At 70.6% G+C, this 25,292-nt stretch carries 20 protein-coding genes; 8 read left to right on the top strand and 12 right to left on the bottom strand.

Annotated elements, in window-relative coordinates:
- Positions 1 to 49: 49 nt before the first annotated feature.
- The 3 genes from ACTWPT_RS23820 to ACTWPT_RS23830 form a co-directional block, all read right to left on the bottom strand.
- A complete protein-coding gene (locus tag ACTWPT_RS23820; RefSeq protein ID WP_443179644.1) occupies positions 50 to 2,398 on the bottom strand; it encodes an AAA family ATPase in 2,349 nt (782 codons plus the stop codon).
- 64 nt (positions 2,399 to 2,462) lie between these two features.
- On the bottom strand, positions 2,463 to 3,359 hold the full coding sequence (locus ACTWPT_RS23825) for a haloalkane dehalogenase (protein ID WP_443179645.1): 897 nt from the start codon (positions 3,357 to 3,359) through the stop codon (positions 2,463 to 2,465).
- A 15-nt stretch (positions 3,360 to 3,374) separates the two neighbouring features.
- Positions 3,375 to 5,105 (bottom strand): tetratricopeptide repeat protein, encoded by a 1,731-nt coding sequence (locus tag ACTWPT_RS23830; protein WP_443179646.1) that lies wholly within the window; start codon positions 5,103 to 5,105, stop codon positions 3,375 to 3,377.
- A gap of 260 nt (positions 5,106 to 5,365) precedes the next feature.
- On the opposite strand from ACTWPT_RS23830, the gene ACTWPT_RS23835 reads away from it, so the two are divergent.
- Together ACTWPT_RS23835 and ACTWPT_RS23840 are read left to right on the top strand one after the other, a co-directional pair.
- The gene (locus ACTWPT_RS23835) at positions 5,366 to 6,895 is read left to right on the top strand and encodes an MFS transporter (protein ID WP_443179647.1); all 1,530 of its coding nucleotides are present in this window, start codon (positions 5,366 to 5,368) and stop codon (positions 6,893 to 6,895) included.
- A 35-nt stretch (positions 6,896 to 6,930) separates the two neighbouring features.
- Positions 6,931 to 7,602, top strand: coding sequence for a DoxX family membrane protein (locus ACTWPT_RS23840; protein ID WP_443179648.1), 672 nt, complete (start codon positions 6,931 to 6,933; stop codon positions 7,600 to 7,602).
- Between the two features lie 123 nt (positions 7,603 to 7,725).
- On the opposite strand, the gene ACTWPT_RS23845 is transcribed toward ACTWPT_RS23840, so the two are convergent.
- Positions 7,726 to 8,673: a DMT family transporter gene (locus tag ACTWPT_RS23845; protein WP_443179649.1), complete on the bottom strand. Its 948-nt coding sequence runs from the start codon at positions 8,671 to 8,673 to the stop codon at positions 7,726 to 7,728.
- A gap of 111 nt (positions 8,674 to 8,784) precedes the next feature.
- Between ACTWPT_RS23845 and ACTWPT_RS23850 the strand changes: the two genes are divergently transcribed.
- Positions 8,785 to 9,816, top strand: coding sequence for a LacI family DNA-binding transcriptional regulator (locus ACTWPT_RS23850; protein ID WP_443179650.1), 1,032 nt, complete (start codon positions 8,785 to 8,787; stop codon positions 9,814 to 9,816).
- A gap of 117 nt (positions 9,817 to 9,933) precedes the next feature.
- On the top strand, positions 9,934 to 11,775 hold the full coding sequence (locus ACTWPT_RS23855; RefSeq protein WP_443179651.1) for a ricin-type beta-trefoil lectin domain protein: 1,842 nt from the start codon (positions 9,934 to 9,936) through the stop codon (positions 11,773 to 11,775).
- A gap of 16 nt (positions 11,776 to 11,791) precedes the next feature.
- Here ACTWPT_RS23855 and sthA read toward each other — a convergent pair whose 3' ends face one another.
- Positions 11,792 to 13,207 carry a Si-specific NAD(P)(+) transhydrogenase gene (gene sthA / locus ACTWPT_RS23860; RefSeq protein WP_443179652.1) on the bottom strand — a complete coding sequence of 472 codons (1,416 nt, stop codon included), beginning with the start codon at positions 13,205 to 13,207 and terminating at the stop codon, positions 11,792 to 11,794.
- A 60-nt stretch (positions 13,208 to 13,267) separates the two neighbouring features.
- On the opposite strand from sthA, the gene ACTWPT_RS23865 reads away from it, so the two are divergent.
- Complete coding sequence (locus ACTWPT_RS23865; RefSeq protein WP_443179653.1) at positions 13,268 to 14,098, top strand: PhzF family phenazine biosynthesis protein; 831 nt, start codon at positions 13,268 to 13,270, stop codon at positions 14,096 to 14,098.
- Here ACTWPT_RS23865 and ACTWPT_RS23870 read toward each other — a convergent pair.
- The 6 genes from ACTWPT_RS23870 to ACTWPT_RS23895 all read right to left on the bottom strand — a co-directional run bounded on the left by ACTWPT_RS23870 (position 14,076) and on the right by ACTWPT_RS23895 (position 19,169).
- Positions 14,076 to 14,924 carry a biotin-dependent carboxyltransferase family protein gene (locus tag ACTWPT_RS23870; protein ID WP_443179654.1) on the bottom strand — a complete coding sequence of 283 codons (849 nt, stop codon included), beginning with the start codon at positions 14,922 to 14,924 and terminating at the stop codon, positions 14,076 to 14,078. The two genes, ACTWPT_RS23865 and ACTWPT_RS23870, sit on opposite strands and share 23 nt — an antisense overlap.
- Complete coding sequence (locus ACTWPT_RS23875; RefSeq protein WP_443179655.1) at positions 14,921 to 15,535, bottom strand: 5-oxoprolinase subunit B family protein; 615 nt, start codon at positions 15,533 to 15,535, stop codon at positions 14,921 to 14,923. Before ACTWPT_RS23875 ends, ACTWPT_RS23870 begins: the two co-directional genes overlap by 4 nt.
- The gene (locus tag ACTWPT_RS23880; RefSeq protein WP_443179656.1) at positions 15,532 to 16,287 is read right to left on the bottom strand and encodes a LamB/YcsF family protein; all 756 of its coding nucleotides are present in this window, start codon (positions 16,285 to 16,287) and stop codon (positions 15,532 to 15,534) included. The genes ACTWPT_RS23875 and ACTWPT_RS23880 overlap by 4 nt, the downstream gene beginning before the upstream one ends.
- A gap of 36 nt (positions 16,288 to 16,323) precedes the next feature.
- The gene (locus ACTWPT_RS23885) at positions 16,324 to 17,103 is read right to left on the bottom strand and encodes a thioesterase family protein (protein WP_443179657.1); all 780 of its coding nucleotides are present in this window, start codon (positions 17,101 to 17,103) and stop codon (positions 16,324 to 16,326) included.
- Between the two features lie 25 nt (positions 17,104 to 17,128).
- Positions 17,129 to 18,679: a hypothetical protein gene (locus ACTWPT_RS23890; protein ID WP_443179658.1), complete on the bottom strand. Its 1,551-nt coding sequence runs from the start codon at positions 18,677 to 18,679 to the stop codon at positions 17,129 to 17,131.
- A 265-nt stretch (positions 18,680 to 18,944) separates the two neighbouring features.
- Positions 18,945 to 19,169 (bottom strand): hypothetical protein, encoded by a 225-nt coding sequence (locus ACTWPT_RS23895; protein ID WP_148441341.1) that lies wholly within the window; start codon positions 19,167 to 19,169, stop codon positions 18,945 to 18,947.
- Between the two features lie 154 nt (positions 19,170 to 19,323).
- On the opposite strand from ACTWPT_RS23895, the gene ACTWPT_RS23900 reads away from it, so the two are divergent.
- The 3 genes from ACTWPT_RS23900 to ACTWPT_RS23910 all read left to right on the top strand — a co-directional run bounded on the left by ACTWPT_RS23900 (position 19,324) and on the right by ACTWPT_RS23910 (position 24,099).
- Positions 19,324 to 19,893, top strand: a complete 570-nt coding sequence (locus ACTWPT_RS23900) for an HhH-GPD-type base excision DNA repair protein (protein WP_443179659.1) — start codon at positions 19,324 to 19,326, stop codon at positions 19,891 to 19,893.
- Between the two features lie 217 nt (positions 19,894 to 20,110).
- Positions 20,111 to 22,204: a SpoIIE family protein phosphatase gene (locus ACTWPT_RS23905; protein ID WP_443179660.1), complete on the top strand. Its 2,094-nt coding sequence runs from the start codon at positions 20,111 to 20,113 to the stop codon at positions 22,202 to 22,204.
- Positions 22,205 to 22,446: 242 nt separating this feature from the next.
- Positions 22,447 to 24,099, top strand: a complete 1,653-nt coding sequence (locus tag ACTWPT_RS23910; protein ID WP_443179661.1) for an RNA polymerase sigma factor — start codon at positions 22,447 to 22,449, stop codon at positions 24,097 to 24,099.
- Between the two features lie 66 nt (positions 24,100 to 24,165).
- Here the strand turns inward: ACTWPT_RS23910 and ACTWPT_RS23915 are convergent, their stop codons facing one another.
- Entirely contained in the window at positions 24,166 to 24,912 is a 747-nt protein-coding gene (locus tag ACTWPT_RS23915) for a YaaA family protein (protein ID WP_443179662.1), read from the bottom strand.
- Positions 24,913 to 25,292 lie beyond the last annotated feature (380 nt).

Here is a 25,292-nt window from a genome sequence, read left to right on the forward strand (position 1 = left end):
TCATATAGCTACACCATGCGAGCGGTGGTGTGCACGCAGCCGAGGTAAGTCAGCGCCCGGAAAGCTCGTCCACGGCAGTCGCGACGTCCTCGCTCGTGATCGTGGTCAGGTCGGCCGAGCTGGCGGATCCGCCGCGCGCGGCGTGCGCGGCCAGTCGCACGTCGCGGCGCATGGCCGCGCGCTCGAACAGGGACCTGGCGAAGCGGCCGTTGCCCAGCCCGTCGATCAGCCGCTCCTCGCACACCCAGGCGAACACCTCGTCGAGGTTACGCAGGGCGTCTTCGTCGAACGTGTCGCCCGACTTCTCGGCGAGCAGCACCGCGATCTCGGTCAGCTCCTGCGGCGAGTAGCTGGGGAAGGCCACCCGCTGGTTGAACCGGCTGGCCAGACCGGGGTTGGTGGCCAGGAACGCGTCCATCTCGCGCTCGTATCCTGCCAGGACGACGACGAGCCGGTCGCGGTCGTCCTCGGCCCGCTTGAGCAGGGTCTGCACGGCCTCGGCGCCGAACGCGTCGCCGCCTTGGTAGCCGGGGTTGACCAGGCTGTAGGCCTCGTCGATGAACAACACGCCGCCGAGCGCCCGGTCGACCAGCTCGTTGGTCTTGATCGCGGTCGCGCCGAGGTGCTGGCCGACCAGGTCGGCCCGGTGCGCCTCGACCACGTCGGGCCGGGCCAGCAGGCCGAGCGCGGCGAAGATCCGGCCCAGCACCCTGGCGACGGTGGTCTTGCCGGTGCCGGGCGGGCCGGCGAACACGAAATGCCGCATCTGCTGCGGCGTGGGCAGGCCCCGCTCCTGCCGCATCCGCGCCACCTGCAGCTGGGCGGCGATCGCGTGCACCTGCCGCTTGACCGGCGCCAGGCCCGCCATCCTGTCGAGATCGGCCAGCGCCTCCTCGAGCGTGGGCGTGGCGACGTAGCCGCGGAAGCGCGCGGTCAGCTCCTCGAACGCCTTGGTCACGTCGGCCGTCGTGGTCGTCACCAGATCCTGTGTGCTCGGCGTGCCGCCGGCGCCCACCACGCGCACGTCGCGGGCCTGCGCGGCGGCCTCGACCAGGCTGCGCGCGAACCTGGCGTTGCCGAGCTCGTCGACCAGGCCGCGCCGGTGCACGTCCTCGTACCTGCCGAGCAGAACGCGCCGGGTCTCGTCGTCCATCGTGTCGCCCCTGCGCCGCTGGAGCAGGTCGGTGACCTCGACCAGCTCGGCGGGGGAGTAGCCGGGGAACCGCACCCGGGTGGCGAATCTGCTGGCCAGGCCCGGGTTGCTGGACAGGAACGCGCTCATCTCCTGCTCGTAGCCGGCCAGGATGATGATCACCCGGTCGCGGTCGTCCTCGGCTCGCTTGAGGAGGGTCTGCACGGCCTCGGCGCCGAACCGGTCGGGCTGGCCGTCGGAGGAGTTGACCAGCCCGTACGCCTCGTCGATGAACAACACGCCGCCGAGCGCCCGGTCGACCAGCTCGTTGGTCTTGATCGCGGTCGCGCCCAGGAACTCGCCCACCAGGTCGGCCCGCTGCGCCTCGACCACGTAGGGGGTCTCCAGCAGGCCGAACGCGTAGAAGATCTTGGCGAGCGCGCGGGCCACGCTGGTCTTGCCGGTGCCCGGCGGCCCGGCGAACACGAAGTGCCTGGTGGGCCGCTCAGTGGTGTAGCCGGCCTCGGCCCGCAGCCTGGACGCCTCGATGGAGGCGGCGATGGAGCGCACCTGCTCCTTGACCGGGGCCAGGCCGATCATGCTCTCCAGCTCCCCGAGCGCCTCCTCCACGGAGATCTGCGGCGGCGCGCCGCCCCTGTCGTGCGCCGACTCCGGCCTGCCCTCGCGCACCCTGACCCGGACCTGCTCCTCGACCGCGGCGTTCGCCGCCTTGGCCCGGCGGGCGAGGACGAATCGGTAGACGAGCACGGCCAGCGCCGCGCCATAGCCCACCCATACCGAGACGCTGGATGACACGGGCGCCACCGCGGCGGCGAGCATGCCTGCAGGAATGAGCGCCGCCAGCGTGGTCGCCCACGGTGCCACCCAGCGGATGAGATGCGCGGCGGCAGCCACGAGAAGGGCCAGCCCGACCATCAGGTGCACGGCCATGGAGCCGGGCGGATAGAGCGCTTGGAACAGATACAAGGCCACCACGCCCCAGCCCACTACCACCAGCGTGGTGGCGGCGGCGCGAGGGAAACGCATGGTCAGCGCGATGAAGGCGAGGAGCACCAGCGTTGTGACGAAGGTCGTGGGCAGATACCAGCCGAGCGCCGCGCCCACCCCCATGGTGGCGACGAGCAGGACCACGTAGAGCACCCGGCGCACGGCAGGGGGAATCTGGAAATAGCGCTCTCGCACCTGCTCGAACAGATCCCGCGCTGCGGCCCGCCCCGCGGCCTGGGCCCTGCCGGACTCACGCATCACGCCTCCCCGGTCCGCCCCCGGTTATACCGCACCGGACCGACTATTGGGCGCTCCTGACACGCTAGGTGGCGGTCACGAAAACGGCGATCTGACGCCCGAGCTCCGCGCCCGCGTCCTCCTGAAGGAAGTGTCCCGCACCCCTGATCACGGGATGTGCAAGGCCGGACGTGCCTGAGATCGATTTGAGCAGAATAGGTGCCATACCCCCGGTGATCGGATCCCCGTCGGAGAAGGCCACCAGGAACGGCCGGTCGAGTGTCGTGAGGACCTCCCAGGCAGCGCGGTTGGCGGGGGCGGCGGGATCGTCGGGGGAGATCGGGACGAGCCCCGGCATGGCGCGCGGCCCCGCCTTGTACGACTCGTCGGGGAACGGCGCGTCGTAGGCCGCCCGCACCTCCGCAGGCAACTCGCTCTTGCAGCCCGCCTGGACCAACCTGGCGATGTCGAGCACCGGGGCCTTCAGCACCGCGTCCTTGAACCGATGCCACACCTCGGGCATGGGAATGTCACCCGTGGGCAAGCCCGTGTTGGCCGCCACGATCCTGGCCACCCTCCCGGGGTGCTCGGCCGCGATCCGCAACCCGATCAGCCCACCCCAGTCCTGGCCGACCACGGTGACCGCGCTCAGTCCTAGCGCGTCGAACAGCAGAGCACGGGTCCACTCGACGTGCCTGGCGTAGGAGTGGCCGGCGATCTCGGCCGGCTTGTCGGAGCGGCCGAACCCGACGAGATCGACCGCGACCGCGCGCAGCCCGGCCGCGGCCAGCTCGGCCATGACGTGCCGGTAGAGGAACGACCAGGTCGGCTCGCCATGCAGCAGTACGACAGGCTCGCCGTCGCTCGGCCCCGCCTCCACGTACGCCATGCGCAGGCCGTCGGCCACGTCGGCGTACCGGGGCTCGTAGGCGAACCCAGGCAGATCCGCGAAACGGTCCTCAGGCGTACGCAGGGTTCTCATAGAACGAAATTCTAGTCAGCGCCGCTGATGCCGCCCAGGGAATTCGCCGACGAGTACCTCTTTGGGGGTGACGCGCAGGATGTCCGAGTCGGGCAGGGCGATGCCCCGCACCTCCACCCAGAACCGCCGCTGCAGCGGGTCGGCCGCGAAAACCGCCACCCGCGGGTCGGCCTCGATCGCCTCCCATGCCTCGGTCTCCGCGATCAGCCGCAGTTCGCCGGTGGACGTGACGGACGCGGCCGCGCCCACGACCCTGGGACCCAGCTGGTCGCCGTACGACAGGACGATGCTGCGGGCGTACGAGAAGGTCTGGCGCACCTCAGGGGTCAGCACGATGGACGGCGCGGCGCCCATGGGCGGGTCGGACATGGCCAGGGAGGCCCGCCACGGCCCCGGACCGCCGCGCCACCACGCCCGCAGCGCCCGCGCCGCGAACACGGCCATCGCCGCGCCCAGCGCGCCCAGGCCGATCCGCCACGCCCACGCCGAGCCCAGCAGCCCGCCCGCCGCGCAGGCCACGGCCGCCAGCACGACGAACGCCGTCGCGGCGACCAGCCAGGCGTCGTCGCGGGAGCGGGCACGCAGGTAGCCGCGCACCATCGGGTACGGCACCGCCAGCGCCGCCACGGCAGCCCGCGGCTCCACCGCGAGCGCACCGCCCACCACCGGCACCAGAATCGATCCGGTTCTGCAGAGCAGGATCCAGAGCGTGACGCCGATGTTCCTCCTGGCGGTGCGGTCGGCGCCGGCCATGAGCGACTGCTCCAGCGCCGCCAGGGGGCGGCCCCGCCACGCCTCGGCCAGCGCGCGCACGGCGGCCAGCGCCGGCCAGCCCAGCACCACGATGCCCGCGAGCCCCGCCCACACCGGATCGAACGCGGACGGCACCGCGGGCATCGCCCCCAGCAGCAACCATGCGGCGAACGCGAGCACCGACACCGCGGCCGACACGACGCCCGCACCCAGCCACGGGTCCCTGCCGAACATCGCGGGCACGTACGACCACTGCCTTACCCGCCGCGCCTGCCTGACCGTGAGCGGCACCAGCAGGACGAGCACCGCGAACCCGCCGAGCTGCGCCTGCGCGCCCAGGTCGAAGAACAGCGCGGACACCGCGACGGCCACCGTGGCGACGGCGACCAGCAGGCGCGACTGCCGCGACCACACCTCCAGCGCCCGCCTGGCCCGGCCGGTGTCGCGCGGATCCACGGGCCAGGCCGGGTCGTGGTGCGGGCGGGGCCGGTCCCAGCGCAGCAGCGACAGCGCCAGATTGACCCGGGCCTGCCGATGACCGGGATCGGCGGCGAGCGCCGCCAGGTAGGAGCACTCGGCGCCGGCATGATCGCCGCGCAGCAGCGCCAGGTCGCCCAGCATGACCTCGGGGTCGGGCTCCTCCGGTGCGAACTTCCTGGCCAGTTCCGCGTGCTCGACCGCCTCCCGCCAGCGGCCCGGCGTCCTGCGCAGGACTGCGGACAGGCGCAGGCGGGCCGGCCAGGAGCCGCGAGCCAGCTCGACCGCCCGCTCCGCAGGGGGCACCGCGTCGGTGTCGCGGCCCAGCCGCTCGTGAGCGAGGCTGATCAGCCGGTACGCCCACTCCGCGCCCGGATCCAGCTCCGCCGCCCGGCGCGCGGCGTCCAGCGCCGACTCGGGACGGCCGGCATTGAGCCTGGTCAGGGCCTCGTCACACCATTCGCGTGAGGACCTGTCTGGAATGTCGTCATTTCCGCTACTTCCATTGGTCCCCACGCGATCCATGATCGGCTGACGGGCGAATGTTGGATAGATACCGACATATGGCTGTATCTCTCTAGAGAGGTACGGGCCACCGTGGATCGGGCGATACCGCTATGACAAGCGCGTCGCATGGCCTAAGCTGCCACGCAAGCCGGAGCGCGCGAGCCGGAGCGCCAGAGCTCGAGAAGGAGCGAGTGTCGAGGCGCGGCACGCAAGCGGCCGACCGAATAGCACGTGCGGGCCCTGTCACGGATCGGCCTGCAAGGAGGCCCATGACCGTCACACAGGCCGCACCCCTCGTACGGACTGCCGATCGCGGGCGCGGTGACCACCGCTGGTCCATTCTTGTTCTGCTCTGCCTGAGCCTGCTGCTGATCACGGTCGACGCGACGGTCCTGCACATCGCGGTGCCCGCGCTCACGGCCGCGCTTGAGCCCTCGGCGGTGCAGCTGCTGTGGATCATCGACATTTACTCCCTGGTGGTCGCGCCGCTGCTGATCATGTTCGGCACGCTCGGCGACAGGTACGGGCGCAAACGGCTGGTCCTGTGTGGCTTCGTTCTGTTCGGTGTGGCCTCGGCGGCGGCCGCGTTCGCCCCGACGCCGCTGACGCTGATCCTCGCCAGGGCGCTGCTCGGCGTCGGCGGCGCCATGATCATGCCGGCCACCCTCTCGCTCATCCGCCAGGTGTTCACCGACCGGCGCGAGCGGGCCATCGCGCTGGGCGTCTGGAGCGCGGTCGCGGCGGCCGGGGCGGCCGTCGGGCCGCTCATCGGCGGCGTGCTGGTCGGCTTCTGGTGGGGCGCGGTGTTCCTCATCAACGTGCCGATCCTGCTGGTGCTGCTGCCCGCCGCCGTACGCCTGCTGCCCGAGTCTCCCGTGCGCAAGGGACGGCCCTGGGACGCCGTCAGCGCGGTGCTGTCGGTGCTCGGGATCCTGGCGTTGGCGTGCGGGCTGAAAGAGGCAGGTTCGGGCAGTCTGATGCCGCTGTGGGCGGCCGTGCTGGTGTTCCTGGCCGGGCTCGCGCTGCTGGTCGTGTTCGTCCGGCGGCAGACCCGGCTGCGGGTCCCGCTGCTGGAGGTCGGGCTGTTCCGGCGGCGCGAGTTCACGACCGGTGTGGCCGGCGTGCTGCTCGGCGTGTTCGCGCTGGTGGGGCTGCAGCTCATGCTCGCCCAATACCTGCAGCTCGTGCTGGGCGACAGTCCGCTGCGTGCCGCGGTCAGGATGTTGCCGCTGGTGTTGTCGGCCATCGTCGGCGGGCTCGCCGCGGCCCACATCCTGCCCAAGGTCGGCATGCGGGCCACGATGAGCGGCGGCCTCGGGCTCGTCGCGCTGGCCCTGACCCCCACGCTGAGCTGGGGCGTCGAGGGTCACCCCGTGATGCTGGCGATCTGCTTCGTCGGCATCGGGTTCGGCGTCCAGGTGGCGCTGCTGGCCGCCTCCGACACGATCATGACCTCTGCCTCGGAGTCCCAGGCGGGCGGCGCCGCGGCCATCGAGGAGACCGCGTACGAGCTGGGCGCGGGCATGGGCGTGGCCGTGCTCGGCACGATCACCACGATCGTCTACGCCCCCGGACTGCCTGCCGTGCCCGGAGTGTCCGAGGGCGGCATGGACAAGGCCAGGCAGTCACTCGCCGCCGCCGCGCACGTCGCGGACGAGGTCGGCGGCAGCGCGGGCGGTGCGCTGCTCGACGCCGCCCGGTGGGCCTTCGTCAACGCCCTGCACACGACCGTGGTCGTGAGCGTCGTTCTGCTGAGCCTGACCGCCGTAGCGGTGGCCATGCTGCTCAGCCGTGATTGAGGTGTGCCATGTCCCCGTTAGGGCAGACAATTACCGTGAAACAGGTCCTTCGTGATCTTGCCGCATTAGTCGCCCGCGTCGGCGTGGGCGGTATTTTCTTCGCCAACGGCTGGACCAAGCTGGAAGACGGTCTGATCAACACCGGGGCGAAGTTTCTCGAGCAGGGCGCGCCCGCTCCCCAAGCCTGGGCCACGGTCACGATGCTCGCCGAACTCATCGGCGGCGCGTTACTGATCGCCGGGCTCGCGGTCTCCGCCACCGGGCTCATCCTGTTCGCCGAGGCCCTGGCGGTGTTCCTGGTGGCGCCACCGCTCAATCCGATCAGCATGAACGAGCTGATCCTCCTGGGCGCGGCGTCCCTCCTGCTCGCCGTCGTCGGTGCCGGGCGGGTGTCGGTGGATCACATGGTGGTGATCCGGCGGAGGGAGTCGGAGGCGGCGGAGGAGTTCGCCGCCGACAACGAGGCGGACCAGGTCATCGCCTCGCTCCGCGCCCCGGACACGTCCGCCCCGGCCAAGGCTCCGGAGGACGAACCGCCTTCGGAGGCGTCACCGACCGACGACACGGCCCCGCACCCCCGCCCCCGCGGCCAAGCGGCCGAACCCAAGCGGGGCGACGACCCGGCATCCGCTCCGGCGCCGGGTGACACGCTGGTGGCGGGCCGCAAGAAACCCGCCCCCCGCGGTCGCCGCCCCACCGCCGACTGACCCACTCTCGCGAGATCGGCGTCCCCGCCCGCCCGGGCCGTGCTCCAGCCGCCCGCCGTCATGGGCGGCGCGACCACGGGCCGAGCCGAGTGCGGGGCCCGGCCGACGTGCCCGGAGCCCGGCTCAGGCGGCCGGGGCGGTGGCGCGTTCGCGGGACCTCCTCAGGGCGCCCTGCGTGAGAGCGATGGCGGCGAGGATGATGACCGCGCCCACGGGCTGGTTCCAGCTGATCGTCTCACCCAGCACCACCACGCCGGACGCCGCCGCGAACACCGGCAGCAGGTACGTCACCGTCGACGTCGTCGTCACCCCCGCCCGCGCCTGCACCCAGTACAGCAACAGATACGCCAGCCCCGTTCCGAGCCCGCCGAGGGCCGCCAGGCTCCACCACACCGAGGCAGGCGCACCGAAGTCCACCAGCGGTACCCCCGCCACCACCGTGATGGCGGCGAGCTGGAAGGTCCCCGCGACGAGCTGCCCGGCCGCCAGCGCCACAGCGGGCTCAGGACGGCGCCCGGTGATGAATCGCCCCATGTACGCGCCCCCGACCCCGTAGCACAACGCCGCCCCGAAGCAGGCCAGGCTGCCGCCCAGTTGCCCGCCGTCCATCGGCTGCCACACCCCGAGCACTACCATGACCCCGGCGAATCCCAGCCCGAGCCCCGTCACCCGTCCGGGCGTCGATCGCTCGGCACGCAGCATGAGCGTGAAGGCCAGCGTGCAGAGCGGCGTCGTGGCGTTCCAGATCGCGGCCACCACCGACGAGACGTACTGCTCGCCGTACGCGAACAGCGTGAAGGGGAGCGTGGTGAGCACCACGGACGCGATGAGGAAGTGTCCCCAGAGGCGGGGATCGCGGGGGAGCGACCGCCGGGAGATCGCGAGCGCGACGAGCAGGACGGCGGCCCCGATGGCCATCCGGCCGAACGACACCTGCAGCGGATGCAGCGATCCCACCGCGACCTTGATGAAGAAGAAACTGTTGCCCCAGATGGCCGCCAGCACCAGGAATCCCGGCAGCCACCCCGTCACGGTCTTGCTCCGCACGTACGCCTCCCGTTGATGAACCATCGAGAGCGTAGTGATCGGAGCGCCGGAGCACGTAGGGATATATCCCTATTTCGGGGCCTCAGATCACGCAGACGCGTATGGCTATCCTGAGCGGCGGGAGAGGGGGTGCGGATGGCCGGGGCTCGGCGGGCACGGGCGACGGTGCGTGACGTCGCCGCCGAGACGGGGCTGTCCATCGCCACGGTGTCCCGGGTGCTCAACGGCGGCGCCAACGTCGCGCCCCACACCCGCGAGCTGGTGCTGCGCGCCGTCGGCAAGCTCGGCGACCAGGCGCCCAGACCGCGCACCGGCCCGGGGGCCGACGCCGTGCCCGGGGCCGTGTATGTCCGCTGCCCGTACGTGCTCACCGACTATTTCGGGCTGATCGTCTCCTCAGTGGGGGAGACGATCGAGCTGCACGGCCGTCAGATGGTCCTCGGCGCGGGCGAGGCCGGCCAGGGCGCCGCAGTGCTGCCCGGCCTGCCGGACCGGCCAGGTGTCGCCGGCGCGATCCTGATCCTGCCTCCTGAGCGGGGCGACGAGCTCGTACGCCTGCGCGACCGTGGTTTCCCGTTCGTGGTGATCGACCCGAGCACCCCGGCGCCGAAGGACGTCCCCGCGGTGTCGGCCGCCCATTTCGCGGGCGCGCGGGCCCTGATGGCGCACGTCGTCGGGCTGGGCCACCGCAGAGTCGGGATCATCGGCGGCCCGGTGGCGTGGTTGTCCAGCGAGGCCAGGCTGGCCGGCTACACCGCCTCGCTGGCCGACGCGGGCGTGCTGCCCGAGCCCGGCCTGCTGCGCAGCGTGCCGGAGCCGACCATCGAGCACGGTCAACGGGCGGCCGGCGAATTGCTCGACCTGCCGGAGCGGCCGACGGCGCTGGTGGCGTTCAACGACAAGATGGCGGTCGGCGCGTTGCGGGCGGCCGCCGAGCGCGGGCTGAGCGTGCCCGGCGACCTGTCGGTGGCGGGTTTCGACGACATCGACGTCAGCCGGGCGACATCGCCGCCGCTCACCACAGTCCGCCAGCCCTTGCAGGAGATGGGCCGGATGGCGGTCACGCTGCTCATGCGCCTGCTCAGCAGGCACGCCGTGGAGGCCCTGCACGTCTCCCTGGCCACGGAGCTGATCGTCCGCGGCTCCACCGGGCCGGCCCCGCGCTGATCGTTTCATTTGTTACACGACTTGACGGCGCACTTTACTCATGTTTTTCTAAGTAAAGTTTCTTGTCTGTTTCATTTGTTTCAAAGGCATCACCCCCCAGCCAGAAAGGACTCAGCCATGTCCAGAATCCTTCTCGCGCTGGCCTGCGCCGCCGCCTTATGGCTGGCCGCGCCCGCCCCGGCGCTCGCCGCCGGCGAGCAGGTGAACATCTGGCTCACCACCACCTCCGACTCCGGAGGCCGGAACGTCACCCGCGGCCTGCAGCAGCAGAGCCCCATCACCTTCGGTCCCGCGGGCGGCAGCGCCAATCACACGATCACGGTCAACGAGAGCACCACGTACCAGCAGTTCGAAGGCGGCGGCGCGTCGATCACGGACACCACTGCTTATCTGCTGCGCGGCGGCCCCGTCAGCGCGGCCACCCGGGACGCGGTGATGCGCAAGCTGTTCTCCCCGGCCGACGGCATCGGCCTGTCGTTCGTCCGCAACCCGATCGGCGCCTCCGACCTGTCCCGTCCCGGCATGGTCTCGCTCGACGACACCTGCTGCGACCTGAACGACTTCGGCGCCAACGGCTACGACACGAACGTCCGCCTGCTGACCGCCCAGGCCAAGCAGCTCAACCCGGCGCTGCGGGTCAAGGGCGTGCCGTGGAGCGCCCCGGGCTGGATGAAGGACAACGGCCGGATGGACCAGATGGGCTGGTTGAAGTGGGAGTACTACGGCATGTACGCCCAATACCTGGTCAAATACGTACAGAGCTACCAGGCCGCCGGCATCCCGGTGAACTACATCTCGGTCCAGAACGAGCCCAATTGCTGCCAGGCCGCCAACCCGCCGGCCATGAACTACCCGGGCATGTCCTGGAACGCCTCGGGCCTCATCGAGTTCACCAAGAACTTCGTCTACCCGGCCTTCCGCGCCGCCGGGATCACCACGAAGGTCCTCGTCCACGACTGGAACTACGGTGACTACGGCCAGATCGGCAGCCCGATCCTGGCCGACGCGGCGCTGCGCAACGACCCGCTGTTCGGCGGCATCGCCTGGCACGGCTACTGGGGCGACCCGGCGGTCGGCACGCAGGTGCACGATCAGTACCCGTCGGTACCGCAGTTCAGCACCGAGCACTCGGGTGGCACGTGGATCGCCAACCAGCACAACGAGGACATGGCCGACATCGTGACCTACGCCCGCAACTGGAGCCGCAGCCTGGTCAAGTGGAGTCTGGCGCTCAACCAGTTCATGGGCCCGCACAACGGCGGCTGCGGCACCTGCACCGGCCTGATCACGATCCAGGAGGGTGGCGACCGCGCCGGACAGGTCGACTACACGATCGAGTACTACACGACCGGCCACCTCACCAAGTTCGTCAAGCCGGGCGCGTACCGGATCGCCTCGACCGCGAACGGCACGGTCCAGAACGTCGCCTGGCGCAACCCCGACGGCTCCAAGGCCCTGATCGCCCACAACGGGGGCGCGTCGGCCCAGTCGATCAGGGTCGACTGGGGCGACCAGTCCTTCGTGTACACGCTGCCCGCCCGCACCACCGCCACCTTCACGTGGTCCGGCGGCCAGGGCACGAGCGGCGGGCCGATCATCGGCCTGGCCGGCAAGTGCATCGACGTGGCCGGCGGCAGCAGCGCCGACGGCACCCCCGTCCAGCTCTACACCTGCAACGGCACGCCCGCCCAGCAGTGGACCCGCCCCGGCGACGGCACGCTGCGCGCGCTCGGCAAATGCCTCGACGTGGTCGGCCACGGCACCGCCGACGGGAGCAAGCTGCAGCTGTGGTCGTGCGGCGGCGGCGCCAACCAGCAGTGGACCTACACCTCGGGCCGCGACCTGGTGAATCCGGCCGCGGACAAGTGCGCCGACGTCACCGGCAACACCAGCGCCGACGGCACCCGTCTGCAGATCTGGACCTGCACGGGTGCCGCCAACCAGAAGTGGACCCTCTGACAGGAGCGGGCCCGGTTCACATGCCTGCTGTGAGCCGGGCCACCGTCCGCATCTTGTTCATCGCGTCCAGCGCCGCCACCTTGTACGACTCCGCCAGCGTCGGATAGTTGAACACCGCGTTGACCAGGTAGTCCACGGTCCCCCCGCACCCCATCACGGTCTGCCCGATGTGCACCAGCTCCGTCGCCCCCGTGCCGAACACGTGCACGCCGAGCAGCCGCCGGTCCTCGGAGGACACCAGCAGCTTGAGCATCCCGTACGAGTCGCCGATGATCTGCCCCCTGGCCAGTTCCCGGTAGCGCGAGATGCCCACCTCGAACGGGATCTTTTCCCGGGTCAGCTCGTCCTCCGACTTCCCGACGAAGCTGATCTCCGGGATCGTGTAGATCCCGATGGGCGGCAGGTCGGCCAGTTCCTCGACCGGCTCGCCGCATGCGTGCTGGGCGGCCACCCGGCCCTGTTCCATCGAGGTGGCCGCCAGCGCGGGGAAGCCGATCACATCGCCGACGGCGTAAATGTGGGGGACGGGCGTGGCGTAGTTGTCGTCCACCGCGATCCTGCCACGCGCGTCGGCGGCCAGGCCCGCCGCCTCCAGGCACAGTTCTGAGGTCTTGCCCTGCCGCCCCGCCGAGTACATGACGCAGTCGGCCGGGATCTTCTTGCCGCTCTCCAGCAGGGTCAGCGCACCTCCTGGGCGACGCTCGACGGCGGCCACGTTCTCGCCGAACCTGAAGGTCACGGCCAGGTCCCGCAGGTGGTACTTCAGCGCCTCGACGATCTCCAGGTCGCAGAACTCCAGCATGCGCTCGCGCCGCTCCACGACCGTCACCTTGGTGCCGAGGGCGGCGAACATGGAGGCGTACTCGATGCCGATGACCCCGGCCCCCACCACGACGAGCGTCTCGGGCACCCGCTCCATGTGCAGGATCGCGTCGGAGTCGATGACGGTACTCTCGTCGAACTCGACGCTGTCCGGGCGGGCCGGCGACGTGCCGGTGGCGATCACGACCTTGTCCGCGGTGACCTTCTTCTCCGTGCTCTCGTCGTCGTCGTGGACGATCCCGATCGTGTGCGGGTCCAGGAACCTGCCGGTGCCGTGCAGGACGGTCACGTGGTTGCGGGCGAGCTGGCTGCGGATGACCTGGATCTCCCTGCCGATGACGTGCTGCGTGCGCATCCCCAGGTCCGCGACCGTGATCTCCTCCTTGACGCGGTAGCTGGCGCCGTACAGCTCGCGCTGGTTGAGGCCCGTGAGGTAGAGGACCGCCTCCCGCAGGGTCTTGGAGGGGATCGTGCCCGTGTTGATGCACACGCCGCCGATCATGTGCCGTTTCTCGACTATCGCGACGCGCTTGCCGAGTTTCGCCGCCGCGATCGCGGCCTTCTGCCCACCAGGTCCGGAACCCAGGACCACAACATCAAAGTCCGCCACACCGTACAGTCTGGGGGCGGCGTGTTAACGAGGAAAGACCTGTCTGGGAGACTCCGACGTATGTTGCGCGCTTTCACCCAGGTCGATGTGTTTCCCGCCACTCCGTACCTCGGCAACGCGCTCGCGGTCGTGCTGGACGGCGAGGGGCTGAGCACAGAGGAGATGCAGCGGTTCGCCAAGTGGACGAACCTGGCCGAAACCACCTTCCTGCTGCCGCCCACCGCTCCCGAGGCCGACTACCGGGTACGGATCTTCACCACGGAGACCGAGCTGCCCTTCGCCGGGCACCCGACGCTGGGCTCCTGCCACGCCTGGCTGGAGGCCGGGGGCGTGCCCCGCGCCGAAGGGCAGATCGTCCAGGAGTGCGGTGCCGGGCTGGTACGGCTGCGCAGGATCGACGGGCGGCTGGCGTTCCAGGCGCCGCCGCTGGTGCGCTCGGGACCCGTGGAGCAAGAGCTCGTCGAGCGGATCGCCGATTCTCTCGGGATCGAGCGCGGCGACATCGTGGCCGCGGAGTGGGCGGACAACGGTCCCGGCTGGGTCGGCGTGCTGCTCGCGGACGCCGACTCGGTGCTCGCGCTGCGGCCGGGTCCGGTGCCGTGCGAGGTGGGCGTGGCGGGGCCGTACCCGGAGGGTGCGACCTGCGCGTTCGAGGTGCGAGCCTTCATCCCGCACCGGGGCTCCACCGTGGAGGACCCGGTGACCGGCAGCCTGAACGCCTCCTTGGCCCAGTGGCTGCTGCGCGCCGGCCGGGCCAAGGCTCCTTACGTGGCCGCCCAGGGCACCGCGATCGGGTATGACGGACGGATCCATATCTCCGCCGGCTCGCCGGACGACGTCTGGGTGGGCGGCGCGGTCATCACGTGCGTCACCGGCCGGGTCGAGTTGTGAACCGCACCTCGTCGCCCGGCCTGAGCTGAGCGGCGACCGCCAGATCCGCGGCGCGTACGACGGCGATCACCGGATAGCCGCCGGTCGGCGGGTGGTCGGCCAGGAACACGATGGGCTGCCCGCTCGGCGGCACTTGGACCGCCCCGGCGACCATGCCCTCGCTCGGCAGCTCGCCCTCCTTCGCCCGGGCCAGCTCCGGCCCGCGCAGGCGCACGCCGACGCGGTTGCTGTCCTGGCTCACGGTGTACGGGCGCGCGCACATCTCCTCGAGCGCCTCATGTGCGAACCAGTCGTCGCGCGGCCCCGGCAGCACCCGCAGCACGGCCGGCCGCGGCTCCGGCAGCGGCGCCAGGTCCACCGAGATCACGCCCTCCGGCCGGCCCACCGGCAGCAGCGTGCCCGCCCGCAGCGGCTCGGGACCCAGCCCTGACAGGGAGTCGGTGGACCGGCTGCCGAGCACCGGCTCGACCGCGATCCCGCCGCGCACCGCCAAATACGTCCTCAGCCCCCACTCGGGCATCCCCAGCCGCAGCTCAGCCCCCTCAGGAACCCAGAACGGCACCCCCATGCCCGCGCCCTGGACGGGACCGGCCGGCACCGCCGCCCCAGCCAGCGCCACCCACGCCCCCGCGCGGAACCGCAGCCGCGCCATGCCGAACGTCAGCTCGATCCCCGCCGTCCCCTCGGCGTTGCCCACGAGCCGGTTCGCCAGCCGCAGGCTCGCTGCGTCCGCCGCCCCCGAGTGCGGCACCCCGAGGTGGGCATAACCGGGCCTTCCAAGATCCTGAACGGTCGCGTACGGACCCGGCGCCAGTACCTCGATCATGCCCGCTCGAACCGCACACGCATGCCAGGACGGAACAACGAGGGCGGGTCAGCCTCCACGTCCCACACCCGCATGGACGTGCGCCCCAGCAGCCGCCACCCGCCGGGCGAGGCACTCGGATAGACCGCCGAATACGGCCCCGCGATCGCCACCGACCCGGCGGGCACCGACGTGCGCGGCGTGTCCAGCCTGGGCGTCTGCAGCACCGGGTCCAGCCCGGTGAGGTAGGCGAACCCGGGCGCGAACCCCAGCCACCCCACCACCAGCTCACGCCCCGCATGCCGGTCGATCACCTCAGCGACGGAGATCCCGGCCAGTGCCGCCACGGAATCGAGATCCGCGCCGTCATAGACCACGGGAATCGTCACGACCGGACCCTCGACTGCCCCGGCCCGCTCCTTGCCGCGCTCCCGCGCGACGAGCGCCTCCAGCCGCGCCCGCAGCCGTGCCTGGTCCGCGCCCGGAGCCACGAGCAGGACGGTGTCCGGTCCCGGCACGATCTCCACGACCCCTTCGGGCCGGTCCTCCCGCAGCGCCGCGTCCAGCCGGTGCGACAGTTCCAGAGAGCCCGTCTCCACGAGCAGCCCGTGCTCCCCGGCCGTCCGGATCACGCGAACGCCTGCAGGACCACCCCGGCCGTCAGCAATGCGTCCCGCACCCCCTGTGCCAGCCGGACGGCGTCAGGCGTGTCTCCATGGACGCAGATGGAACGGGCGGACATCGGTACGGAACTCCCGTCCACGGCCGTCACAGAGCCTTCCACGGCCATCTGGAGGGCACGCTGGGCCACCACCGCGGGGTCGTGGAGCACGGCGCCCGGCTCCCTGCGCGGGACGAGCGTCCCGGCAGAGGTGTACGCGCGGTCGGCGAACGCCTCGTTCACCGTCGGCACGCCCTCGGCCGCCGCCACCTTGTGCACGACCGAGCCCGGCAACGTGAGCACCGGCAAGGAGGGGTCGTAGTCGGCCACAGCGTCGATCACCGCCGCCGCCTGGACCTCGTCGCGGACGATCCGGTTGTAGAGCGCGCCGTGCGGCTTGACGTACGACACCCGGCCGCCCATCGCCCTGGCGATGCCGTCCACGGCCGCGAGCTGGTAGAGGACCTCGGCGCACAGCTCCTCGGGCTCGACGTCCATCTCCCTGCGGCCGAAGTGCGCCAGGTCGCGGTAGGACACCTGGGCCCCGATCGTCACGCCCCGGTCCACGGCCGCGGCGCAGGTGCGCCTGATCGTGACGGGATCGCCGGCGTGGAAGCCGCAGGCCACGTTGGCGCTCGTGACGATGTCGAGCAGCGCGAGGTCGTCGCCGAGGCGCCAGATGCCGAAGCCCTCGCCCAGGTCCGCGTTGAGGTCGATCACCATGGCACCATCATGGCAACTCTCCGTCATCTTGGCGCCTCATCTCGGCGCGACGAACAGTGTCTGAGTCGCCGTGCCCACCTGACCGCTCCCGTCGTACAGGGTGGAACGGGTCAGTCCGCGGCCGGACGGGCCGATGACGGTCTCGGCGTCCATACATATCCACTCGCCCTCGGGGGAGCGGAACAGGGAGATCGTCAGGTCCACGTTCACGAACACGTGGGTGGTGAAGTCGACGGCGAAGCTGACGCCGTTGCCGCTGTCGGCGAACACCGCCAGCCGCTCGAGCGAGGTCATCTCCTCGCCCTCGACCAGCGGGATCGTCAGCCTGCCCCACACCGTGGCCGGGCCGAGCTCCATGGGGCCGCCGGCGACGAACCGCCAGTCGAGCGCCTTGCCGTACCCGAACCCGGAGCCCAGCCACGAGCGCGCGTGTTCCTCCGAGCGCGGCGGCACGGGAGCGGGCGGGCCGGGGACCGGCGTCGCGGGCGTGCCGGCCTCGCGGAGCTCGCGGATCCGCCAGGCGCTCGCCCTCGCGTACTCGCGGCCGCCGGACGACACGCTCGCCGTGAGGCATTGGACGCGCTTGCCGTCGCGCGCCACGTCGGTCGCGATCTCCAGCTCGGCCACCGGCACCGGCGCGAACACGTCCACCACCAGCCTGGACAGCTCCAATCCCGGGCGCGGCGCCGTGCGGGCCAGCTCGTGGACGATGAGCGCGGTGACCGGGCCCATGTGCTGGGTGGCCGGGTCCCAAGGGCCCTGCGTGTGCTCCGAAGCCAGGTAGCGGCCCTCAGCTAGGCGGGCGTACATCGACATAGAAGAGAGATTTTAGATAGAAATTCTAGATTTCGTCGGGGATGTCGGCGATGTCGTCGAGGGCCGCGGCCAGCTCGTCGGGGTCGCCGCCGATCCGCTCGGCGATCTCGATCAGCACATGGAGCACGTCGTGGCGGTCGTGGCCGAGGTCGAGCAGGCGCTGCGCGGCCTCCCACAGCTGCGGCGGGTCGCCCTCCCACAGCCGGGTGGCGATCTCCTCGTGCCAGGCCAGGTGCTCCTGATCGATCGTGCCGCCGTGGTCGATCTCGAGTAAGGTGCGCCGGTCCGCCTCGTCGGCCGGGTTGAGCCGGTCGAGCTCGATGCCGTTGTGCGTGCCCTGCAAATAGGGGAACGCGAAAACCCGCCTGGCCAGCGCCGACAGGTCGCCGTCCGGCAGCAGCCGCTCCAGCAGCACCCGGTCGAGCCCGAACGACGTCGGATCCCGATAGGCCTCAGGGAACTTGCCCGTGGCCTCCCACACGGCGTCCAGCGTGGCCTTGAGGCCCTGCTCGGGCAGGTCCGTGCGATGCGCGGCGAAGCGCACCCACGCCGACAGCACGTGGGGCATCGCCTCCTGCTCGGTCACGCTCAGCATCACCTTGCGCGGCAGCCAGTCCAGCAGGAACGTCTCGCACTTGGTCGGGCTGACCCGCAGCGGCCGGTTGAAGTCCTGCTCGCAGCCGTAGTCGATGATGTGGTCGGCGCACTGGGAGGCGGCCGAGGGGTCCGACAGGTGCTCGGCCGCGTCCGAGGCCAGGAACTCCGCCGCCAGCATGGCCCGCCGTTCGCGGCTGTAGGGGGCCTCGATGTGCAGCGGGGCCGGGCGCTTGCGGCCGGGTGGCAGCGCCTTGAGCCGGGCGCGGGCGAAGGCGTGGTAGGCGCTGTAGCTGTCGCTCACCGGGGGCGGCGTCTTGGGCTCCCTGGTGGCCTTCATCGCCGACTCGAGCAGCGCTCTGGCCTGCTCGGGCTGGATCTCCTCGAACAGCAGCATCGGGTTGCCCGCCGCCTCGGCCCTGGCTTGCTCGATGAGCTTGTCGACCTGAGAGGACACCCAGGCGTCGCGGGCCATGCCGCTCATGTTGTAGTCGACGACCATGACCAGCGCGTGCCGGTCCGTCAGCTGCGATGTTTCGTTCCAGCGGTAGGCGAAGGTGCAGATCACCGTGTCCTGGTCGCCGTAGGCGTCGCGGGAGACGTAGCAGCCTGCGGGCTTGACGGCGCCGACCTTGTCGGCCCAGCCGGGCCTGGCCACCCCGGACTCCATCATCGCCAGCGCGGCGCCCTCGGCCTTGGCGCCCTGGCGGGCGGTGCCCAGATACGCCAGGCAGATGAGCAGCGTCAGCGAGGCCGGCGTGCCGGCCTTGGCGGCGTAGTCGACGAGCCCCTCGCCGAGCACCTGCTCCACGTCGCCGCCCCTGACACGCCTGCCCCACCAGGCTCCGATCATGTCGGAGACCATCAGCTCCGCGTCCAGGGGGGTGCGTACGGCGAGCAGCTCGCGGGCCGCCTGCACCATCTCCTTGAACACGTCGTCTGGAGGGGTGCTCTCCCGGGGATCTCGTCGGTGTCGGCGCACACCCTCACTCTCTCGTATTCCAGGCGCAAACGGCGCGGAGATCTCGGCCTGGTGACCCCGATGTTATCGGGGTCCCGTCGTGCCGGAGGCGCATATGGGCAGTGTGCCTGAGGCCGATATGGGGCGCATATAGGGCACTGTGCCGGAGGCGCATATAGGGCGCCGTCCGGGAGGCGGGAGTAGGAGTGCCGTGCCGGGGGCGCGCGAGTAGGGGCTGTGCCCGGGGCGCTGCGCCCTGGGCGCGCCGTGCGGCGCTGCTGCGCGGCTATCGCAGGCCGCGCGGCGGAGGCGCCGAGTTGACGATGGCGAGCAGGTGCTCGCGCGCGATGCGTTCCACGATCTCGGGCGTCGCGGAGATGCCGAGATGCTGGGCGCACGCGCACACGTCCGCGACACAGCGGTCGATCGTGTCCACGGGTACGGTCAGGAACTCTTCGGCCAGCCTGAGACTGACCGGCTCCCGCAGGAACCGTGTGGCCAGAGCGAGCATAGATGTGAGATTCCTCTGGAGACCCAGGGGCAAACCCCCAGGAATGTCTGCAGGGCGACTTGCGCTCTCATTTCACCTTTTCTCGGGCGTGTGTCAAGCCTCCTCGGGGGCTGTGTTCACGTCACCGCGTGCCCATTCATGCGAAGCTGTCTCCATGCGCATCCAGCTCGCCCAGCAAAGCGAGGCAGACGAGCTCCTCGGCCGCAACCCGCTCGCCCTGCTCGTCGGCATGCTCCTCGACCAGCAGATCCCCATGGAGTGGGCGTTCACGGGGCCATACACCATCTCCCAGCGGCTGGGGCACGACCTCACGGCCGCGGAGATCGCCTCGTATGATCCTGAGGCGTTCGCCGCGCTGCTCGCCGAGAAGCCGGCCGTGCACCGCTACCCCAAGTCTATGGCGGCCAGGGTCCAGCAGCTCGCGGCCTACCTTGTCGAACACTACGACGGACAGCCGGAGAAGATCTGGGCGGATGCCGCGGACGGCAAAGAGTTGCTGAAACGACTCATGACCCTTCCGGGATACGGCAAACAGAAAGCCCAGATTTTTTTGGCATTGCTGGGGAAGCAGTTGGGGGTCCAGCCATCAGGCTGGCGTGAGGCAGCCGGAGCCTACGGCGAGGAGGGGTCACACCGATCGGTCGCCGACGTCGTCGACGCCGAGAGCCTGGTCCGCGTGCGTGCCGCCAAGCAAGAGGCCAAGCGCGCGGCGAAGGCCGAGTAGCTGCGCTGTAACCTGATCTTGCTGCGCGACGTGGAGCGATTTTGACAGGATGCGTTGACCTTAGAGGCGACCGGGCCGCGGCGGGGGCTTCCGTCCGCACATGCCCATCGCCGATGATGTACTGCAGAATCCGGTCGCCCGGAGCTGCGCTACGCCGATACACGACTATGGAGATGTGCCGCGTGGGAGACCCTGGCACGCGACGGAGGTGCCGACCATGAGCGCCGAGACCTCCGTTCCCCGTCCCCGGGAGTCGGATGTGGACATCTCAGACTCCGCCCTCTTCCAGGGCTTGCTGTCGGAAGCCGAGTTCGCCTTCGCGTTCTTCGACGGCGACACCCGCGTCCAGCGAGTCAACGACGTGTTCTGCGACGTCGTCGGCGTGCCCGCCGAGCGCATGCTCGACCGGCAGCCCGTCGAAGTGCTCGCCGCCGACCTCAGCCAGATCATCACCCACGCCGTGCAGGCCGTCATCGAGACCGACGCGCCGGTCACCGAGGGCCGCGTGCGCGTGCGGTCGGCGGAGGGCGACACCAGGCACTGGTCGCTGTCGTTCTCGCCGGTCCACGACGAGGCAGGCGAGCTGCAGGCGATCGCGCTGGTCGGGCTGGACGTGACCGAGAGCCGCCAGACCGAGGAGGCGCTGCGCCGCAGCGAGGAGCGCTACCGCTCGCTGGTGGAGGCGCAGTCCCAGCTGGTCTGGATCACCTCGCCCACCGGCGCGGTCGTGGAGGACGCCCCGCAGTGGCGCGCCATCACCGGCCAGGGCTTGGAGGAATACCTCGCCAACGGCTGGCTGGAGGTCGTCCACCCCGAGGAGCGCCAGCAGACCGAGGAGGCCTGGCGCGAGGCGCTGCGCGGGCGGACCATGTTCGAGTGGAACTACCGGGTGCGCACCCGGGCCAGCGGCTACCGCCACTTCGAGGTGCGGGCCGTGCCGATCATCAGGCACGGCAGGGTCGTCGAATGGGTCGGCGCCAACACCGACGTCACCCCTCAGCGCGAGGCAGAGGAGATGCGCGGCAGGCTGACCGACCAGCTCGGCGCCGCCGCCCTGCGCACCGCCAGGCTCCAAGGCGCCACCGCCATGCTGGCCGAGGCGCTGACCGTCGAGCAGGTGGTGCAGGTAATCATCGACGTGGGCCGCACCGCCCTGGCCGCGGACCGCTCGGCCGTGGCGCTGCTCGACACCGACCGCGCGGCGCTCAAGCTGATCAACGGCGAGGGCATCCCCGAGGCGTCCGGCGCCTTCGGCGAGGAGATCCCGCTAGCCAGCTCCAGTGTGATGACCATGGCCGTCAACAGCCGCAGGCCCGTGTTCGCCGAGTCGACCGACAGCCTCAAGGCGCAGCTGCTCGAGGCCGGAGGCGACGAGGAGGTCCTGGCCAACTACCTGGCCACCAGCGATGAGCGGGCCTGGGTGGGGCTGCCGCTGCTGGCCGCAGGGCGGGCGCTGGGAGCGCTCCGATTCTCCTTCACCCGGCCGGTGAAGATCTCCCAGGAGGACGGCGTCTTCCTGGAGGCGCTGGCCGGCCAGTGCGCGCTGGCGGTCGAGCGGGCCACCCTGTTCGAGCGCGAGCACCGCACCGCCGAGACGCTCCAGCGCAGCCTGCTTCCTGACCGCCTGCCCGTGGTCAAGGGCCTGGAACTGGCCCAGCGCTTCCGCTCGGGCAGCCGCCACGTCCAGGTCGGCGGTGACTGGTACGACGCCTTCGTGCTGCAGGACGGGCGCGTGGCGGCCGTCGTCGGCGATGTCATGGGCAAGGGCGTCAAGGCCGCGGCGGGGATGGGCCGCATCCGCAACGCCATGCGGGCGCTGGCGCTGACCAACCCGCCGCCCGCGGCCGTGCTCACCGGCCTGGACCGCGTCTTCGAGGCCACCGAAGAGGAAGAGCAGGTCACGACCCTTGCCTACATGGTCGTGGAGCCCGTGACCGGTGAGGGCACGCTGGCCCTGGCCGGCCACCCGCCGCCCGTGCTGGTCTCTCCCCAGGGCACGGCGATCCTGTGCGACGCCGAGCCCGGCACTCCGCTAGGCTGGCCGACCAGCCGCAGGCAGTTCCGGTTCGTGGTGCCGCCCGGCCATACCGCCGTGCTCTACTCCGACGGTCTCGTGGAGAACAGGAAGCGCGGGCTGGATGCCGGACTCGCCGAACTTTGCAGTGTTGTGACAGAAGCGCCGCCTGAGGTCGTAAGTAGTCCGCACATGTTGCTGGACTTCCTGGTTGACCGGATGTTGTCTGGATATGAACAGGATGATGACGTTACTGCGCTAGCAATTCACGTCCCGCCAGCCACGAAGAGTGACTGAATGAAACAGTCATAACGGTTGCTTTCGGGTATCAGTGCCCCGCTTACGTACGCACTACTGTCTGGGTCGGCCTAGGGTGGAGGTCAACCGCCGGGAGGTGGCCGTATGGAGTGCGGGGTCGTGCCACAATGCTGTGCAGGTCCGTCGCGGTCCGCACGGCCTCACTGATCTCCGAGAGAGGGAGCAGCCCCCCAGCGGGCATCTGGGTCCATTGTCGCCACGCGTTCGTTCGAGAGGTGTTCGTGTCGCCTGCAAGTTCGACTCGCTCGAAGCCACAAGAGCTGAACGAGCCCGTCATTCAGCGACTGCTCGAGCGTGGGCGCTCGCAGGGTTTCCTCGAGTCTGAGGATGTCCGTCAGGCCTTCGAGGAGGCGGACATCCCCATGTCGCACGCCGCCGCGTTCTTGCGGAACCTCAGCAAAGAGGGCGTGACCGTGGTGGTGACCGCCGCGGATTCGGCTGCGCCGAAGAAGTCTCGTGGTCCAGCAAAGCGCCGCACCGCCGCCCCCGTCAAGACCAAGACGGCGGCGGCCGCCAAAGAGCAGCAGCCCGAGACCGTGACCGCGGTCGTGGGCGCAACTGAAGCCGAGCCGGCCGCCAAGAAGGCGGCCCCTGCGAAGAAGGCCGCTCCGGCGGCCAAGAAGGCCGCGGCACCCGCCGCCGCCAAGAAGGCCGAGCCGAAGAACGCTGGGCCTGCCGAGACCAAGCCGAAGGCGTCCGAGGCCACCGACTCGGACGACGACGAGGACATCGAGCTCGACGGCGACGTGGAGCTGGAGGAGCTCGAGGACATCGAGGTCGACGACGAGGTGATCGTCGCCGAGGAGCCCGAGGCCGCGGCCGACTCCGACTCCGACGACGAGACCGACGAGGAGCCCAAGCCCTCTGAGATCGCGGCGACGGAGAAGACCGAGGACGAGGTCCTCATCCTGTCCGACGACGACGATGACGCCCCGGTCGCGCAGGTCGCAGCCGCCGGCGCCACCGCCGACCCGGTCAAGGATTACCTCAAGCAGATCGGCAAGGTCCCCCTGCTCAACGCCGAGCAGGAGGTCGAGCTGGCCAAGCGCATCGAGGCTGGCCTGTTCGCCGAGGAGCAGCTGGGCGGCGACGAGACCGGCGGCCTGCCGGTCGACGTCCGGGCCGAGCTGGAGTGGATCGCCGAGGACGGCCGCCGTGCCAAGAACCACCTGCTGGAGGCCAACCTCCGGCTCGTGGTCTCGCTGGCCAAGCGCTACACCGGCCGCGGCATGCTGTTCCTCGACCTGATCCAGGAAGGCAACCTGGGCCTGATCAGGGCCGTGGAGAAGTTCGACTACACCAAGGGCTACAAGTTCTCCACCTACGCCACGTGGTGGATCCGGCAGGCGATCACGCGTGCCATGGCCGACCAGGCGCGGACCATCCGCATCCCGGTCCACATGGTCGAAGTGATCAACAAGCTGGCCCGCGTCCAGCGGCAGATGCTGCAGGACCTGGGCCGCGAGCCCACGCCGGAGGAGCTGGCTCGCGAGCTGGACATGACGCCCGAGAAGGTCGTCGAGGTCCAGAAGTACGGTCGCGAGCCCATCTCGCTCCACACGCCGCTTGGCGAGGAGGGCGACAGCGAGTTCGGCGACCTCATCGAGGACTCCGAGGCCATCGTTCCGGCCGACGCCGTCAGCTTCACGCTGCTCCAGGAGCAGCTGCACTCCGTTCTCGACACCTTGTCGGAGCGGGAGGCGGGCGTCGTCTCGATGCGCTTCGGGCTCACCGACGGGCAGCCGAAGACGCTGGACGAGATCGGCAAGGTTTACGGGGTGACCCGTGAGCGCATTCGCCAGATCGAGTCCAAGACCATGTCCAAGCTGCGCCACCCGTCCCGGTCGCAGGTGCTCCGCGACTACCTGGACTGATGAGCATCGGCTGAAAGAAGAAGCCCCGCACGGATGTCCGTGCGGGGCTCTTTTTTTGGGTTGGCTTCAAGCCGGGTCGGCGACGTGCACGTCCAGCGTCCACGGGCGGTTCGCGCGTGACGGCTCCGTCAGCGTGATGGTGTAGCCGAGGGCGTCCAGGATCTTCGCCAGCTCGTCCGGGGTGGCCGGGGTGGCGTCTTGCTGGAGGAGGGCGCGGGCGATCTCGCCACGGGTCGCCTTGGCCATGTGGCTGACGACCTTGCCGTCCCTGAACACCCGTACCGTCACCGAACGCGCGCCCGGCTGCCAGGCGGCCGCGTACGTGGCCGAGCGAAGGTCCACCACCAAGCCCGGGATCGTGTCCAGCGCCTTGGCGATCTGGGGGCGCCAGAAAGTGGCCAGCCCGCCCACGGGCGGCAGGTTGACGCCCATCGAGAGGCGGTAAGGCGGGATCCGGTCCGTGGTCCGCACGACGCCCCACAGGCCGGAGAAGATCAGAACCGACTCGGCTGCTCTGGCCTTGGCATCGGGATCCAACGTGGTGAGGCCGAGATTGTCGTAGAGCACGCCGGTGTAGAGCTCGGCGGCGGGCAGCGTGGGGGCCGTCGCCAGCGCCGTGTTCTTGGCCGGCTCGCCCGCCAGGCCGGGGGTCAGGCCGAGCACGTCGAGGGCGTCGCGGCGCTTGGAGGCCCGGATGAGCGCGGTCCGCACCCGTTTGCGGTGTTTGTCGAGCGACGGGAAGGACAAGTGCTCGATGGGCGGGCCGCTCCCCTCGGCGGCCTTCCCCTCCGACGGCGGCAACACAATCATCACGCCGTAACCCTATTCGGACGCTCGATGCTTTCCCGCCGTCCGTGGCGATGACCATGCTTTTCCGCCGTCCGTGGCGATGACCATGCTTTTCCGCCGTCCGTGGCGATGACCATGCTCTCCCACCGTCCGTGGCGATGACCATGCTCTCCCACCGTCCGTGGCGATGACCATGCTCTCCCACCGTCCGTGGCGATGACCATCATGTTTTACGGCAGGCCACGTGGGCTCCAAACGCCGACCGGGGCTGGGCTCTGTCCAGGGGGACGCTGCTGACTCGTTCAGTGGTGGGCCGCCGCTACGGCGAGACGTGGGCCGGCCGCTTCGCCGAATCGCTCGGCCTTGGCCGGATCGGCCCTCGCGGCGGTGCCGGGGGTTTCGGC

Origin of the sequence: Nonomuraea sp. 3N208, assembly GCF_052245935.1 — a bacterium.
Lineage (GTDB): Bacteria > Actinomycetota > Actinomycetes > Streptosporangiales > Streptosporangiaceae > Nonomuraea.